Source organism: Chondromyces apiculatus DSM 436, from assembly GCF_000601485.1.
GTDB lineage: Bacteria > Myxococcota_A > Polyangia > Polyangiales > Polyangiaceae > Chondromyces > Chondromyces apiculatus.
The window spans coordinates 49,497-64,447 of sequence record NZ_ASRX01000005.1; the positions used below are offsets into that span (position 1 = coordinate 49,497).

Here is a 14,951-nt window from a genome sequence, read left to right on the forward strand (position 1 = left end):
TCATCGCTTTCTGACAGGAGCGCGCGCGTCGGGCTTGCGGGCAGGTACGCCCTCGTGATCGGCGACGGCGACCACCCCGCCGTCAGGTGTGGAGCGGAGCAGAGGGCGCGGGCCCGCGGCATCCGTGTCGGCGCTGGCGTCCTCGTCGCCCTGGGGGAGCGCCGCGGCAGGCTGGCCTGCACCCTGGCCGGGAAGGGCTGCGTCTGCGCCGGGATCGAGGTGGACCACCGCCAGCGACGGGCGATCCCCTCCGCCTGGCGAGGATCTCGGGGTGACCGTGGGTTGCCTGCCCCGGCTGTTGCGCTCCACGGCGGCGAGCCGATCCGTGAGCACGGACTGGTCGGCGCGCATCTTCACCAGCTCCGACCGCAGCGCGGCCAGCTCGCGTCCGAGCGCGTCCGTCCCTCCGCCGCAGCCCACGGAGAACGCGGCGATCGTGAGCCCGATCCAGCGGGCCTTCGAGGGGGTCATCATCCGGTCACGGAGGTTAGCGCCCCCCGGCCTGGGCGGCCAAACACCCGGCAGTTCCTGGCCTCGGGGGAGGGATCTGGTAGGGTCGGGCGAGCTTCCTCTTCATCTGTGAGGGTTCGACATGCGATGGATCCTGATACTGACGTCCCTGGCTGCGGTGGGCCTCGTCGCCTGTGAGGACGGGGGTGAAGACGGCGCGGGCGGCGCGGGCGGCGGCGCGGGCGGCGGCACCCCGGCGGCGTGCTTCGACTACGGGAGCTGGGACGGGAGCGCGCCAGCGGTGAGCCTGAGGACCGACGTGGTGCCCATCCTCCAGGGCTCCTGCACCTTCGGCACCTCCTGCCACGGCGTCCCGGGCGCTGCCGGCAGCGTGTACCTGGGCCCCTCGGCGGCGACGACCCCCACCGACGAGCAGCTCGCCGCCATGCTCGCCGACACCGTGGGCGTGGAGCCCAGGGTCGAGGCGGGAATGCCGCGCATCTCCGCGGGCGATCCGTCGCAGAGCTTCCTCATGCACAAGGTCGACGGCACCCTGAGCTGCGGCGACCTGGCGTGTGCGGCGACCGAGAGCTGCCAGGACGCCATGCCGCTCAACCAGGAGCCTCTGTCGGCCGAGAAGCGGGACATCCTCCGCCGCTGGATCGCCCAGGGGGCGCAGGACAACTGAAGCGCCGACGCGCCAGGCTGCCGCGCCACGGCCGACTCTGGTAGGGTCACGCCGCTAGCCACTGCGAGGGGTCCACGTGCGCATGTTTCACCTCTTCTCCATGTCGATGGCCGTCGCCATCGGGCTCGCCGGGTGTGGCGGCGACGACGACGACGGCTCCACGGCCGATCCGAGCTGCTTCGACTACAGCAGCTTCCGTGCGGGGACGGAGGAAGTGAGCCTCGCCCGCGACGTGATGCCCGTCCTCCAGGGCTCCTGCACCTTCGGCAACTCCTGCCACGGCACGCTCAGCGGCTCGAAGGGGCTCGTGTACCTCGGTCCCGTGCTCGGGGCGAAGGCGTCGGTGGAGCAGCTCGAGGCCATCCTGGAGCAGACCGTGAACGTGGATCCGGTGATCGAAGCGGGGATGCCGCTCGTCACCCCGGGAGATGCCTCGCAGAGCTTCCTCATGCACAAGGCGGATGGCACCCTGGAGTGCGCCGACCTCGCATGCGCGGCCAGCGGGGACTGCGGCGCGCCGATGCCCTACCTGAAGGCGCTCATCCCCCTCGACGAGCGAAACGTCATCCGTCGCTGGATCGCCCAGGGAGCGCAGCTCAATTGATCGGCCGTCTCACCGGGCGCGTGGTGGAAGACGCGGCAGACGGCACCCTCGTGCTCGACGTGGCCGGCGTGGGCTACGAGGTGATGCTGCCCCTCGGAGCGCTGGGCCGGGCGAGGGCGCTCGCCCCTCCTCTGACGCCGCCGATGCCGCCGACGCTGCCCACGCTGGCCGCCCAGACCGGTCAGGGCGCTGCCGCCCCCGCTGGAGCCCCGGCCAGAGACGCCGCGCTGCCCGGCGTGCGGGACCTCGTCACCCTCTTCATCCACACCCACGTCCGGGAGGACGCCTTCCTGCTCTACGGCTTCGCCACCCGGGAAGACCGCGCGGCCTTCCGGGCCCTCATCTCGGTTTCCAGCATCGGCCCCAAGATCGCCATGGCCATCCTCAGCGTGATGTCGGCAGCCGAGCTGGCCACCGTCATTGCCCGCAAGGAGGTCGCTCGTCTCACCAGCGTCTCCGGCGTGGGAAAAAAGACGGCGGAGCGGCTGGTGCTGGAGCTCAAGGACAAGCTCATCGAGCTTCCCACCCCGCTGCCAGGCGTGCCCGCGCAGGCCCCCCTGCCGGCGTCGGGTGGGAAGGGAGATCTTCTCAAGGGGGCGCTCACCGGGATGGGTTATCGCCCCCTGGAGGCGGAGCGCGCGCTCACCGCCCTCGGGGCCAGGATCGAGAAAGAGCCCCTCGACGATCTCATTCGCGAGGCCCTCGGCCTGCTTTCCCGCTAGTACTCGACAGGAGGCGGTGACGATGCATATGCTCGCTCGCCGTCGTCCGACGCCCTCTGTCGGAACGGCAAGCTCTCACGTCGCGAGGAGTTGCGGTGATCACTTGCCCGAAGTGCTCCAAGGAGAACCAGGACCACTACAAGTTCTGTCTTGGCTGCGGCGCCGAGCTGCCTCGCGAAGCGGCGCCAAAGAAGTTCGCGGCCGGCACCCCGCCGCAGGGCGTTCCTGCTGCCAGGCCGAACTTCGGTGACGAGGCCACCGCGGTGGGCCCCGGGCCGCTAGCCCGGGCCGCCGCAGCTTCCGCGCAGGCCGCAGCATCGCCAGCGCCTGCAGCCGAGCCGATGGCCTTCACCCCGGTCCCGGCCGCGTCGTCGGCCGCCACGGGGAAGAGCGTGCCCCCACCGGGCGACGGCGCCACGGTGGTCTGCGGCCAGTGCCACTCGCCGAACCCTTCCTCGAACAAGTTCTGCGCGCTCTGCGGCTTCAAGCTCACCGGGAAGGCGCAGAGCATCCCGGCGCCCGCCGCATCGCCCGCGGCGCCCGCCGCATCCCCGAGCGGGAGCATCGCCCTCACCGCGCTGCGCGCGGACGGCACCGAGGCCGGCGGCCACACGATCCAGGGCACGATGACCGTCGGCCGCGACTCGGGCTCGATCTTCGCGGGTGACAGCTACCTCTCCCCGCGTCACGCCACCTTCACCCGCCGAGGTGCCAAGGCGTTCGTGAAGGACGAGAGCTCGCTCAACGGCGTGTACCGCAAGCTCCGCCGCGACGAGCCGGTCCTCATCCAGCCCGGAGACATCTTCCGCATCGGGCAGGAGATCGTCAGGCTCGAGACCCTGAACCCGGTGCCCGTCACGGCCGACGGCGTGGAGCGGCTCGGGAGCCCGTCCAAGGGATACATCGGCCGCATCGCGATGATCATCGGCCGTGACACCACGGGCAACGCCTTCCCCGTCCCGGAGACGGGCCTGCACATGGGGCGCGAGCGTGGCGACATCCTCTTCCCAGAGGACGGCTACGTCTCCGGGCTCCACTGCCAGCTCGCCTACCAGAATGGCCGCCTGTACCTCATCGACCTCGGCAGCTCGAACGGCACCTTCGTTCGCCTGTACAGCGAGACGGAGATCGGCGAGGGCGACGTCTTGCTGATGGGACAGCAGCTCTTCCGCATCGCGCTCTGAAGTTGCGCGGAACCCCGGGTGCGGTCCATCCCGCGCCCGGGTAATGAGGGATCGTTCATGCAATTGGTTGGGACCATCCGGGTCGTCGCCGCGGTCATCGAGCAAGATGGCCGCTACCTCATCACCCAGCGACGCGCTTCGGCCGTGCTGCCGCTGCTCTGGGAGTTCCCTGGCGGCCGGGTGGAGGAGGGGGAGACCGACGCGGTGGCTCTGAAGCGCGAGGTGAGCCACCGCCTCGGCGTGGAGATCGAGGTGGGTCAGCTCATCTCGTTCGTGAGCCACCCCTACGAGCGCTACACGGTCGATCTCTACCTGTACGAGTGCTCGATCCAGAGCGGCGAGCCCGCGCCCCTCGCCGTGAACGAGTTCCGCTGGGTCACGAGCGCCGAGTTCGACAGGTATCCGTTCACGCCCGCCGACGAGGCGACAATGAACAAGCTCCTCGGCGTGGGCTAAGTACTACGTACCCTGGATCAGGGGCCTGTCAGCCCCTACGCTCCCGTTGGTCGGTACTGCGTTTCGCGCGAGCGTCGCGCCGAGGATCAGGGAAGAGCCTGGTAAGGGAACACGAGAGGCGCGGCTCCGTGCGGTCTTCCCGCGCTTTCGTCGCCGGGGCGGGCCGAGCTATTCTCCGTCACGGTGGCGCAGGTGCGCCTCCTGGAGCCCCCCCCGATGAGGATCCTCGCCCGGGCTGGTCTGTTCCTCGCGGCAGCGAGCGTCGCGGCGGCGAGCGTCGCGGCGGCGAGCTGCATCCCGGACTTCGAGTTCCGGGATGAGCCCAGCGGTACCACGTCAGGTACCGGCGGCGCCGGTGGCGGCAGCGCTGGCCATGGCGGTGGGGGTGGTGCGGGAGGCAGCGGGGGCGACGGCGGTGCCGGGGGCGACGGCGGCAGCGCGCCGGTCGTGCCGATGGTTCCGTGCGGCATGGACCCCGAGTCCGTCGACTGCGCGCCCGGAGAGTTCTGCTGCTACCACGAAGACCTGGAGTCCTGCGACGTGTGCACCGTGGAGAGGGTGTGCCCGATCGACAACCCGGTGCTTTGCGGCGACGCCAACAGCTACCGCGTCCTCCGCTGCAACGGCCCCGAGGACTGCCCCGGTGGACAGCAGTGCTGCAAGGACGTGGCCAACGACAGCTACTGCTTCTCGTCGTGCAGCAGCGCGCAGGAGATCTTCTGCACCAGCAGTGAAGACTGCCCCGCCGACAAACCCCACTGCGTCGACGACGCCCCTCCGTACCCCGGCTACCAGGTCTGCAGCGCCGTGCCGTGACGCTCTCCGCGCGCCGTAGCCGCGGCTCATTGCACCTGCATCTGGTGGTGCTCAAAAAATATTGGGCCTGTACGCACCCAACGGATCGCGTAGCATGTTCTCCTACCTGGTGATCCACCTCGCGGCGCGGGCGGAGGGTGGATGGGAGAGCTGCCCCGCATGATCCTAGAGCTCAATGTCGCGTCTGGGGACCGAACGCTGTCCGTGCGCCGCTTCTCGGTGCACGAGGCGACCTCGAGCCTCTTCACGGTCTCGATCTGGATCCGCTCCGAGAGCCCCAGCGTCGACCTGGAGGCGATCATCGGCAAACCCGCGAGCTTCCGCATCGCGAGCGGCATGCTCTTCGCGCGGACAGGCGCCCGGTCCTGGACGGGGATCGTCAGCTCCATCGAGCAGGTCCACGCCGTCCAGCCCACCCTGGGCAAGGACGAGTCGACCTACTTCCTGCGGCTCGTGCCCTCGCTCTGGGTGCTCACCCAGCGCCGCAACTACCGCATCTTCCAGCACGCCAGCATCCCGGACATCGCCGACAAGATCCTCGGCGAGTGGGGCATCGAGCCCACCTGGAAGGTGACCCGCGGCGACTACCCGAAGCTCGAGTTCAAGGTCCAGTACGGGGAGAACGACTACGCCTTCCTGAGCCGCCTCCTCGAAGAGGCGGGCATCGCCTTCACCTTCGCGGACGAGGGCGAGGACGGCTCGAAGCTGACGCTGAGCGACAACCTCCAGGGCGGTACGCCTCGTCCTGGCGAGCCGCTCCCCTACGTGGACAACCCCAACGAGGCTGCCGAGAAAGAGTTCGTGCAGAACGTGCGGCTCCTCTACGAGGTGCGCCCGGGCGCGACCACCATCCGCGACTACGACTTCCGGAACCCCGGCTTCGCCCTGCTCGGCGAGGCCCCCACCAAGGCTCCCGCGCCCGAGGACCGCTACGAGCAGTACCACTACCAGCCCGGCGCCATGCTCATCGAGGCCGGCAAGGGCGGCAACACGCCGGTGGCCGACGACAAGGGCACGGCGCGGTACGACCAGACCTTCGGCCATGCCCGCGCCGACCGCAGCCTGGCCGGTGATCGGCAAGGGCGGCGCTCCATCGCCTTCGACACCAACACCCTCGACCTCGTACCGGGCACCATCTTCTCGATGGACGGGCACCCCCACGCGGAGCTCGGCGAAGCGGCAAAGCTCCTGGTCACCGAGCTGTCGCTGGAGGGGTCGCCCGGCGAAGAGTGGACCATGTCGGGCGAGGCCGTCTTCACCGACGTGCCCTACCGCCCCGCGCTCCGCACCCCCAAGCCCAAGGTCGAGGGCGTGCAGAGCGCCACGGTCGTCGGCACCTCCGGCCAGGAGGTCCACACCGACGAGTTCGGGCGGGTGCGCGTGCAGTTCCCCTGGGACCGCGAGGGGCGGAGCGACGACGCCAGCTCGTGCTGGATCCGGGTGAGCCAGGGCTGGGCAGGCACCGGCTACGGCATGATCGTCATCCCCCGCGTGGGACAGGAGGTGCTGGTCGGCTTCCTCGACGGCGACCCCGACCACCCGGTGATCGTCGGCCGCGTGTTCAACGCGACGCAGGCCGTGCCGTACAAGCTGCCGGACCACAAGACGCGCAGCACCTGGAAGAGCGACTCCTCGCTCGGCTCGCAGGGCTTCAACGAGATCATGTTCGAGGATCTCAAGGGCCAGGAGCTGGTGTGGGAGCAGGCGGAGAAGAACCGCCGCCGCCTCGTCAAGAACGACGAGACCATCACCATCGCCCACGACCGGCAGAAGCTCGTGAAGAACGACGAGCACGAGCGGACCGTGGGGCACCTGAAGATCGTGGTCGGCAAGGACCAGGACCTGGTGGTCGCGCAGGACCGGCGCGAGCGCATCGAGGGCGACAGCAACCTGCGCGTCTTCGGCAAGCAGAACCAGCGGGTCGACGGCTCCCTCTCGCTGACCGTGAAGGGCGACCAGCACGAGCTGGTGGGCCAGAACCACGCGCTCGCCGCCGTGAAGGAGATCCACCTCGCCGCGGGCACCGCGCTCGTGATCGAGGCGGCGGAGGACCTGACCATCAAGGGCCCTGGTGGCTTCATCCGCATCGATCAGAGCGGCGTGACCATCCGCGGCAAGACGGTCCGCATCAACAGCGGCGGCTCACCCGGCGACGGCGCGGGTGCGCAGCCGGAGGCGCCGGCCGAGGCGCTCGAAGCCACCACCGACGACGTGAGCAAGACCTTGATCGGGCAGTAGCCCCGTACTGACCTTCGAAGGAGAGGAGGGCGACGACATGCCTCCGGCAGCACGGATCACGGACCTGCACACCTGCCCCATGGTGAACCCGGGGCCGGTCCCGCATGTGGGCGGACCGGTCACGAGCGGCGAGGGGACGGTGATCATCGGCTCCATGCCCTCGGCGCGGGTGGGCGACAGCGCCAAATGCGTGCCGGCCACCGACAAGATCGCCCGCGGCGAGTCCTCGGTGATCATCGGCGACAAGGACGCGGCGCGCATGGGGGACATGACCACCCACGGCGGCCTGATCATCAAAGGTTGCCCCACGGTGCTCATCGGCTCGTCCCCCCAGGCCGAGAGCCTGAAGACCGACAAGCCCTTCTGCGAAGACTGCGACCGCGCCGAGCGCGAGCGCGCCGCGAAGCGGCGGCGGAGCTAGCGGGTGGAGCCGCGCTGCATCGTCGAGATCCGGTGGGGCCGCCTCTCGGGCACCAAGGCCGTGATCCCGCCGGGGGGCGCGCTCCGGGTGGGGCGCACCGAGCGCGCCGACCTCGTCGTGCCCCACGACGCCCAGCTCTCCGGCCTGCACTTCCAGCTCGCGTGGGACGGCCGGCGATGCGCGATCCAGGACCTCGGCAGCGTGAGCGGCACCCGCCTGCACGGCGCCGCGGTGACCGAGGCCGAGGTGGGCCACGGCGACTGGATCCAGGCCGGTGACACCGACTTCATGGTCTACGTCGAAGGAAGAACGCCCCCCCGCGTGGAGGACCCCGCCGAGGTGCCCGGGCGCCTCCGCTTCCGCGAGCAGAAGCGGAGCACCTCCGCCGCCCAGGCCCTCGCCGTGCTGCGCGCCGAGGCGCTCGTCACCCCCCTCTATGCCGTCCTCGACGCGGCCCGCGGCGAGCGCATCCTGCAGATCCTCCGCGAGTCTGTGGAGCCGCACCGCTCGCTCTACGAGGGCGCGCCGGGCGACCCGCTCGAAGACGTCGCGCCCTACCTGGTCGGCCCTCTCGCCCCCGAGTCGCGGCTCCTCCAGTGCCTTGTCGAGGAGGGGTGGGGCAAGCGCTGGGGTCTGTTCTGCACCACCCGGCGCGACTTCGCGGAGCTGCGCCGGCACCTGCGCCGCTTCCTCGTGGTCGAGATCGACGACAGCGGCGAGCGCCTCTACTTCCGCTTCTACGACCCCCGGGTGATGCGGCGGTTCCTGCCGACCTGCTCCCCCAGACAGGAAGAAGAGCTGTTCGGAGACATCCTCGCCTTTTTCGTCGAGGGTGAGCGCGGCGAGACGTGCCGCCTCACACCGCGGCCCAGCCAGAGCAGGGAGTGAGCCATGTTCCGGGTTCGACGAGCGCAGGTCGACGCGGTGGATAGCCAGGGCGCGGTTCAGCCTTGTCTGAGCTGGATTCGCCTGCGGCTGGTCAATGACGAGGGCGAGCCGTATTCCGGCGAATCCTACCAGGCCACCCTGACCAATGGCGCCAAGGAGGACAAGCTCGATCAGAATGGCGGCTCCTGGCACCGGTACATTCCGCCAGGCCAATGCCAGGCCGAATTCTCCAAAATCCTCGAGGCCGTGGAGCGCTGGCAGGTGCCCCCCATGGAGACCAAGACATGACCCCGCCCCCTGCCGAAGCCCCGCAGCAGCGGAAGGTCCGCTGGTATCAGCTCGACAAGCCCGTCGACAACCTCGCCACCGCCGTCGAGCACGAGGTCATGGTCCAGCGCGAAGCCATTCCGCTGATCCTCGTGCCGGGCATCATGGGCTCGCGCCTCCGGCAAGCCGCCACCGGGCAGGTGGTCTGGGATCCCCCTGATGGCACCTGGAGCACCCTCGGTGCCGCCTGGGACTGGGGCACCTCGGGCGCCGTGGAGCGGCACCGCCGCCTCATCGGCCCCGACTTCAACCCGGGCTTCCTCACGGTCGACTCCCACAGCGCCGACAAGCTCAAGAAGCTCGGCGTCCCCCAGGACCGCGCCGAGCAAGCCAGGGCGCGTGGCTGGGGCGAGGTGCACTGGAGCAGCTACGGCGGCCTGCTCAACTTCCTTCACAGCGCCGAACTCGGCCCGCTCCGCGACGTCTTCGCCTTCCCCGTCTACGCCGTCGGCTACAACTGGACCGACTCGAACCGCGCCGGCGGTCAGCGGGTGAAGACCCGCATCGACGAGATCATCGCCGAGAACAACAACGACAGGACCTTCTGCGAGAAGGTCATCATGATCACCCACTCCATGGGCGGCCTCGCCACCCGCTCGGCCTGCATCCTCCACGGCGCGTCGCCCAAGGTGCTCGGCGTGCTCCACGGCGTGCAGCCCGCGACCGGCGCCCCCGCGGCCTACAAGCGCATGAAGGCCGGCTTCGAGGGCGCCTCCGCCCTGGTCCTCGGCTGGAATGGCAAGGAAGTCACGGCGGTGCTCGCCAATGCCCCCGGCGGCCTGGAACTCCTCCCCACGCGCCAGTACGTCAACGGCTCCGGCGAGCGGGCCTGGCTCACCATCAAGTCGAGCAGCGGCGAAGCCATCCGGCGCATGCCCGAAGGAGACCCGTACAGCGAGATCTACCTGGAGCGTCAGCAGTTCTTCCGCCTGGTCGACCCGGCGCAGATCAACCCCGAGGCCACCGGCGCGCCCACCGAGCGTGACCCCTGGCAGCGCTACACCCAGCTCCTCAACACCGCCAAGAGCTTCCACGAGACGCTGAAGCTCCAGCGCCACGACAAGACGTACACCTACCACGGCGCCGGCCTGCGCTACCGCGCCTGGGATCGCGTGGAGTGGGTCGCCGCCAGGGACCGGTGGTTCTTCAGCAGGCCGGACATGGCCGAGGACCGCGCGCTCGCCTCGGGTGCGCTCATCGCCAAGGACTCCAACAGCGGCGGCAAGGAGGAGTTCGAGATCGAGGGTGGGAGCCGCACCTTCGAGGCCGTGCTGCAGGACCCCACCGGCGAGGGCGACGGCACCGTGCCCGTGCCCTCGGGCGAGGCGCTGTCGGCCCTCGGCGGTGCCGTGAAGGAGGTCCTCCCCGTCGAGGGCATCGACCACCAGATGGCCTACGACAACGCCACCGTGCAGCAGTTCACGGTGCGGGCGATCTCCCTCCTGGCGAAGGAGTGGTTCTCGTCGAGGCCAAGGGGCTAGGCCGCCATGCTCCCCGAGCCCTGGGTCCCTTTCGGCATCGGCCGGTTCGCCCTCGATCTTCCGCCGAACGCCCGACTACGCGGCCGGCAGCAGGCCCTCGTCCAGCTCCCCGTCACCGCGCGCCCCCTCGCGCCGGGAGAGGACCTCGCCGCCATTCACCAGCAGATGATGGCCGACAAGCGCGCGCTCCCGCCTCCTCCCGGGCGCCCGCAGGTCGTCCACAGCGCCAGGATGCTCCGTGGCGACATGGTCTCGATCATCCATTTCGACGACCCTGACACCCCCGACAGCATCGTCATGGAAGCGGTGATGGTCGCCGGCGGCACCGCATTCACCATCCGCGGCGGAAACTCCCTGGACCGCGCCGCCGCTTTGGAGGACGCGGCAGCCCGGATTGGCGCCGCCCTCCTCCCCACCACCGAGCCCAACCCGCCGGTGCCCGGCTTCGCCATCGACCGCGCCGTCATTGCCATGCCCATGCACTGGCAGGAGTCGGCCGACGCCTTCTTCCACGTCGGCGACCACGTCACGCTCGCGCTCGAATCGCACTCCAATGCCGACCTCCTCCCGCGCCCCTTGATCGAGAAGCAGATGCTCGGCCTCCCCCGCCTCGCTGCCGTGGGTGTCATGGCCATCGCGACCCGCTCCGGCCCGCGCATGCTCGCAGACCTGCCCGGCGAGGAAGTGATCCTCAAGCAGCCCGCAGGCGGCGCGCTGCTGCAATGGGAGTACGTGGGAGAGCCGCGTTCGAGCAGCCACCCCCACGTCTCCATCCGCATGGAGCTGGACGACGAGGTCTCCCTCGACGCCACCCTCCCTCTCTGGGACATGCTGCTCACCTCCTTCCGCCGGCGGAGAGAAGCGTGACCCTTCGCGACCACCTCATCGGGAGCCTCTGCGCATGGCCATCCTCGAGCTGACCCTCGCCTCCGGCGAGTCCTTCCACGTCACGCGCTTCATGGTGCGGGAGGCTGTCTCCAGCCCCTTCACCGCCTCCATCTGGGCCCGCCACCAGGACGCCAGCCTGCCCCTCGGCCGCCTCGTCGGCCAGGGAGCCACCTTCCGCATGGTCTCCGGCTATGCCCACGTCCTCAATGGCGGCGCCCGCCGCTTCTCCGGCATCGTCAGCCACGCCGAGCAGGCCCACGGCCTCTCGCCCGAGATCGGCGAGAAGGGCCTCTCCACCTACCTCTTCCGCATCGTGCCCCCCCTCTGGCTCCTCAACCAGCGGAGCGGCAACCGCATCTACCAGCACCTCTCCATTCCCGACATCGTCGACAAGCTGCTCGCCGAGTGGGAGATCGCGCCCACCTGGAAGATCGACCGCGCCAGCTACCCCAAGCTGGAGTTCAAGGTCCAGTACGCCGAGAGCGATTACAACTTCCTCTCCCGCCTCCTCGAAGAAGCCGGCATCGCCTTCACCTTCCCCGAGGGCGCCGAGGGCCCGGTGCTCACCCTCAGCGACCGCCTCGAAGCGAACGAAGCGCGCCCCGGCGCCCCCGTCACCTACCTCGACGACCCCGAGCAGGCCTCGGAGCGCGAGATGGTCACCCAGGTCCGCCTCGGGCGCGAGGTGCGCCCCGGCGCCACCATGGTACGCGACGTCGACTTCAGGAACCCCGCCTTCGCCCTCTACGGCATTGGACGCGGCGGCCGCGGCGGGCCTGCCGCCGACGACCTCGAAGGCCGCTACGAGCAGTACCACTACCGCCCCGGCGCCTTCCTCGCCGAGACGGGCCGCGCCGGCAACACCCCCGCCGCCGACGACCAGGGCATCGCCCGCCACGACGCGAAGCACGGCGAGGACCTCGCCACCCGCGGCCTCGAAGGCGAGCGCGCCGGCATGCGCTACGTCTCCTTCCAGGCCAACACCTTCGACCTCGCCCCGGGCGCGGTGTTCTCCATCGACCGGCACCCGCACCCGGAAATCCCCGCCGCGCGCCGCTGGCTCGTCCTGGAGACCACCCTCGAAGGCGCCCCCGAAGCGGAGTGGATCCTCACCGCCCAGGCCACCATGGCCGACGCCCCCTACCGCCCTTCTCGCCGCACCCAGAAGCCCCTCATCCAGGGCCTCCAGAGCGCCACCGTCGTCGGCCCCCGCGGCCAGGAGATCCACACCGACGAATTCGGCCGCGTCCGCGTCCAGCTCCACTGGGACCGCGAAGGACAGCGCGACGAGCGCAGCTCCTGCTGGATCCGCGCCAGCCACGGCTGGGCGGGCGGCGGCTTCGGCTGGATGGCCTTGCCCCGCGTGGGCCAGGAGATCCTGGTCAGCTTCCTCCAGGGCGACCCCGACCAGCCCGTGCTCGCCGGCCACGTCTACAACGCCGTCCAGCAGGTCCCCTACAAGCTCCCCGACCACAAGACCCGCAGCACCTGGAAGAGCGACTCCTCCCTCGGCGGCGGCGGCTTCAACGAGATCATGTTCGAGGACCTCGCCGGCAAGGAGCTGGTCTGGGCGCAGGCCCAGAAGGACCGCATGCGCCTCGTCCGCCACGACGAGCAGATCACCGTGGCCCACGACCGCCAGAAGCTCGTCAAGAACGACGAGGCCGACGAGACCGAGGGCCACCGCAAGCGCTGGGTCGGCAAGGATCTCGACGCCCTCACCCAGCGCCACCACCGCGCCCGCATCGAGGGCGACGACCACCTCGTCGTGAAGGGCAACCTCCGCGGCCAGGTCGACGGCAAGCGCTCCCTCACCGTGGCCGAGGACCGCCACCACAAGGTCGAGGGCCGCCACGCCCTCAAGGCCGATCAGCAGGTCCACCTCGTCGCCGGCGAGAACCTGGTCGGCGAGGGCGCCGTCGACGTCACCGTGAAGGGCCCTGGCGGCTTCCTGCGCATCGACGCCACCGGCATCACCATCAAGGGCACCCTCGTCAAGATCAACACCGGCGGCACCCCCGGCCGCGGCCGCGGCAGCCGCCCCGAGGTCCCGGCCCTCGCCCTGCAGGCCCCCAAGGCCGAGGTCCAGTCCGACGCCACCAAGTCTGCGGGCCCGAGCCGCGCCATGGTCCAGGAGGGCGCCAAGCCCCGCACCGCCAAGGCCGCGCGCCTCGCCGAGCGCAACGCCCTCATCGCCGACGCCCGCAAGCGCGCCGACGCGCTCCCCCCGAACTCACCCGAGAGGAAGCGCCTCCTCGACGCCGCCGATCGCCTGGAGCGCAACAACCACTCCGTCGAGATGGCCCGCCTCTCCCAGGACGTCTACAAGGACTCCGGCGCCCCCGAAGGCTGGCGCCGCGTCCCCCCCGAGGAGATGCCGCCCGGCCTGCGCGACCAGGTCTGGGAGGACAAGGACTCCGGCTTCTACGCCGCCCTGTACGAGTCCGAGGACGGCAAGAAGGTCATCGCCTTCCGCGGCACCAACGAGGCCAAGGACTGGAAGACCAACATCCCCCAGGGCATCGGCCTGGAGACCGACCAGTACAACGAGGCGCATCACCTCGGCCAGGCCATGCGCAACACCTACGGCCCGAACGGCTTCGAGATCACCGGCCACTCCCTCGGCGGCGGCCTCGCCTCCCAGGCCGTGGTCACCTCGGGCGCCCGCGGCACCACGTTCAACTCCGCGGGCCTCCACCCCCGCACCGCGCGCCGCCTCGGCGCCGACTTCTCGCAGGGCGCGGACCTCATCGACACCTACGGCGTCGCGGGCGAGGTCCTCACCTCCGTGCAGACCGTCCCCGGCGCGCGCCAGGCCCTCGGCAAGTGGCACGACCTCCCGGCCATCGGCCCCGGCATGGGCGGCACCACCGGACAGGGCGCCATGAAGGGCGCTGGCGCCGGAGCCGCGGTGGGAGGCCTCATCGGCGGCCCCCAGGGCGCCCTCATCGGCGGCGCCATCGGCGGCATCGGCGGCGGCGTGGTCTCCATGGCCAAGCTCTCGGTGAGCCGCCACGGCATGGACTACGTGGTCAACGGCATCGAGTCGCAGAAGACCGAGGACATCACCACCATGAAGGCGGGAGCTCCGTAGAGGCGCCATGGCAACGACCAGCGAAGTCTTCAGCGACCCCCAGGTGCAGGCCCTCTACGAGGCCGCGAGCCGCGGCGACGCCGCCACCGTGAAGGCCCTCCAGGAGTCGGGCGTCGACCTCAACACCCAGGGCAAGCTGGGCATCACCCCGACCCTCTGGGCCACCCTCCAGCGCGACGCCCTCGCCCTGGAGACCCTGCTCTCCGCCGGCGCCGACCCCGACCTCCCCGACCACGAGCGCCACCCCCCGCTCCAGTGGGCCGCGCGCTACGAGGACCCGGCCTTCGTGCGCAGCCTCCTCGCCCACGGCGCCGACCCCGACGCGCGGACGCACCTCGACGATCCGGTGCTGTTCGTGGCCATGGACGAGGATGCGTGGGGCCACGTGGAAGCCCTGCTCGACGCGGGCGCCGACGTGAATGCCGTCGGTCGCGGCGGCCACACGGCGCTTACGCGTGCCGCCATGGACAACCAGTTCGAGCGGGTGAGCTTCTTCCTGGAGCGCGGCGCCGAGCCCACGGCGACGGACGATACTGGCGGCACGGCAGCGCTCTACGTGCAGGAGTCGCTGGTCGACCCGACCTCGCCCCACGCCGCTGCTCGGGGAGACGCCAGGACGGCGCTCGAAGCGCGCGGCGTCCAGTTCCCCGTGAAGAGGCCCTGGGAGACGACCTAGCTCCAGAACGCGCCCGAT

General features: G+C 70.5%; 15 protein-coding genes. 14 read left to right on the plus strand and 1 reads right to left on the minus strand.

Annotation, left to right across the window (positions count from 1 at the left end; genetic code table 11):
• Window positions 1-474: a hypothetical protein gene (locus CAP_RS43650; protein ID WP_156040453.1), complete on the minus strand. Its 474-nt coding sequence runs from the start codon at window positions 472-474 to the stop codon at window positions 1-3.
• Window positions 475-592: 118 nt separating this feature from the next.
• Between CAP_RS43650 and CAP_RS03295 the strand changes: the two genes are divergently transcribed.
• From CAP_RS03295 to CAP_RS03360, 14 genes are all read left to right on the plus strand, one after another.
• Window positions 593-1,138, plus strand: coding sequence for a hypothetical protein (locus CAP_RS03295; protein WP_156040454.1), 546 nt, complete (start codon window positions 593-595; stop codon window positions 1,136-1,138).
• Between the two features lie 76 nt (window positions 1,139-1,214).
• Window positions 1,215-1,742, plus strand: a complete 528-nt coding sequence (locus tag CAP_RS49805) for a hypothetical protein (protein WP_156040455.1) — start codon at window positions 1,215-1,217, stop codon at window positions 1,740-1,742.
• Complete coding sequence (gene ruvA, locus CAP_RS03305; RefSeq protein ID WP_044235993.1) at window positions 1,739-2,464, plus strand: Holliday junction branch migration protein RuvA; 726 nt, start codon at window positions 1,739-1,741, stop codon at window positions 2,462-2,464. The genes CAP_RS49805 and ruvA overlap by 4 nt, the downstream gene beginning before the upstream one ends.
• 95 nt (window positions 2,465-2,559) lie before the next feature.
• Window positions 2,560-3,648 (plus strand): double zinc ribbon and FHA domain-containing protein, encoded by a 1,089-nt coding sequence (locus CAP_RS03310; protein ID WP_044235996.1) that lies wholly within the window; start codon window positions 2,560-2,562, stop codon window positions 3,646-3,648.
• 57 nt (window positions 3,649-3,705) lie between these two features.
• On the plus strand, window positions 3,706-4,104 hold the full coding sequence (locus CAP_RS03315; RefSeq protein ID WP_044235999.1) for a (deoxy)nucleoside triphosphate pyrophosphohydrolase: 399 nt from the start codon (window positions 3,706-3,708) through the stop codon (window positions 4,102-4,104).
• A 216-nt stretch (window positions 4,105-4,320) separates the two neighbouring features.
• Complete coding sequence (locus CAP_RS49810) at window positions 4,321-4,920, plus strand: hypothetical protein (RefSeq protein WP_052374062.1); 600 nt, start codon at window positions 4,321-4,323, stop codon at window positions 4,918-4,920.
• Window positions 4,921-5,079: 159 nt separating this feature from the next.
• Complete coding sequence (locus tag CAP_RS03325) at window positions 5,080-7,158, plus strand: type VI secretion system Vgr family protein (protein WP_052374139.1); 2,079 nt, start codon at window positions 5,080-5,082, stop codon at window positions 7,156-7,158.
• A gap of 37 nt (window positions 7,159-7,195) precedes the next feature.
• Window positions 7,196-7,579, plus strand: coding sequence for a PAAR domain-containing protein (locus tag CAP_RS03330; RefSeq protein ID WP_044236004.1), 384 nt, complete (start codon window positions 7,196-7,198; stop codon window positions 7,577-7,579).
• A gap of 3 nt (window positions 7,580-7,582) precedes the next feature.
• Window positions 7,583-8,467: a DUF4123 domain-containing protein gene (locus tag CAP_RS43660; protein WP_052374063.1), complete on the plus strand. Its 885-nt coding sequence runs from the start codon at window positions 7,583-7,585 to the stop codon at window positions 8,465-8,467.
• 3 nt (window positions 8,468-8,470) lie between these two features.
• Window positions 8,471-8,755 carry a hypothetical protein gene (locus CAP_RS03340; protein ID WP_044236005.1) on the plus strand — a complete coding sequence of 95 codons (285 nt, stop codon included), beginning with the start codon at window positions 8,471-8,473 and terminating at the stop codon, window positions 8,753-8,755.
• Window positions 8,752-10,275 (plus strand): esterase/lipase family protein, encoded by a 1,524-nt coding sequence (locus CAP_RS03345; protein ID WP_044236007.1) that lies wholly within the window; start codon window positions 8,752-8,754, stop codon window positions 10,273-10,275. Before CAP_RS03340 ends, CAP_RS03345 begins: the two co-directional genes overlap by 4 nt.
• Before the next feature lie 6 nt (window positions 10,276-10,281).
• Complete coding sequence (locus tag CAP_RS03350; RefSeq protein WP_044236009.1) at window positions 10,282-11,142, plus strand: T6SS immunity protein Tli4 family protein; 861 nt, start codon at window positions 10,282-10,284, stop codon at window positions 11,140-11,142.
• A gap of 34 nt (window positions 11,143-11,176) precedes the next feature.
• Window positions 11,177-14,257, plus strand: coding sequence for a type VI secretion system tip protein TssI/VgrG (locus CAP_RS03355; RefSeq protein WP_063748631.1), 3,081 nt, complete (start codon window positions 11,177-11,179; stop codon window positions 14,255-14,257).
• A gap of 7 nt (window positions 14,258-14,264) precedes the next feature.
• Window positions 14,265-14,933, plus strand: a complete 669-nt coding sequence (locus tag CAP_RS03360) for an ankyrin repeat domain-containing protein (protein WP_044236011.1) — start codon at window positions 14,265-14,267, stop codon at window positions 14,931-14,933.
• Window positions 14,934-14,951: the final 18 nt, after the last annotated feature.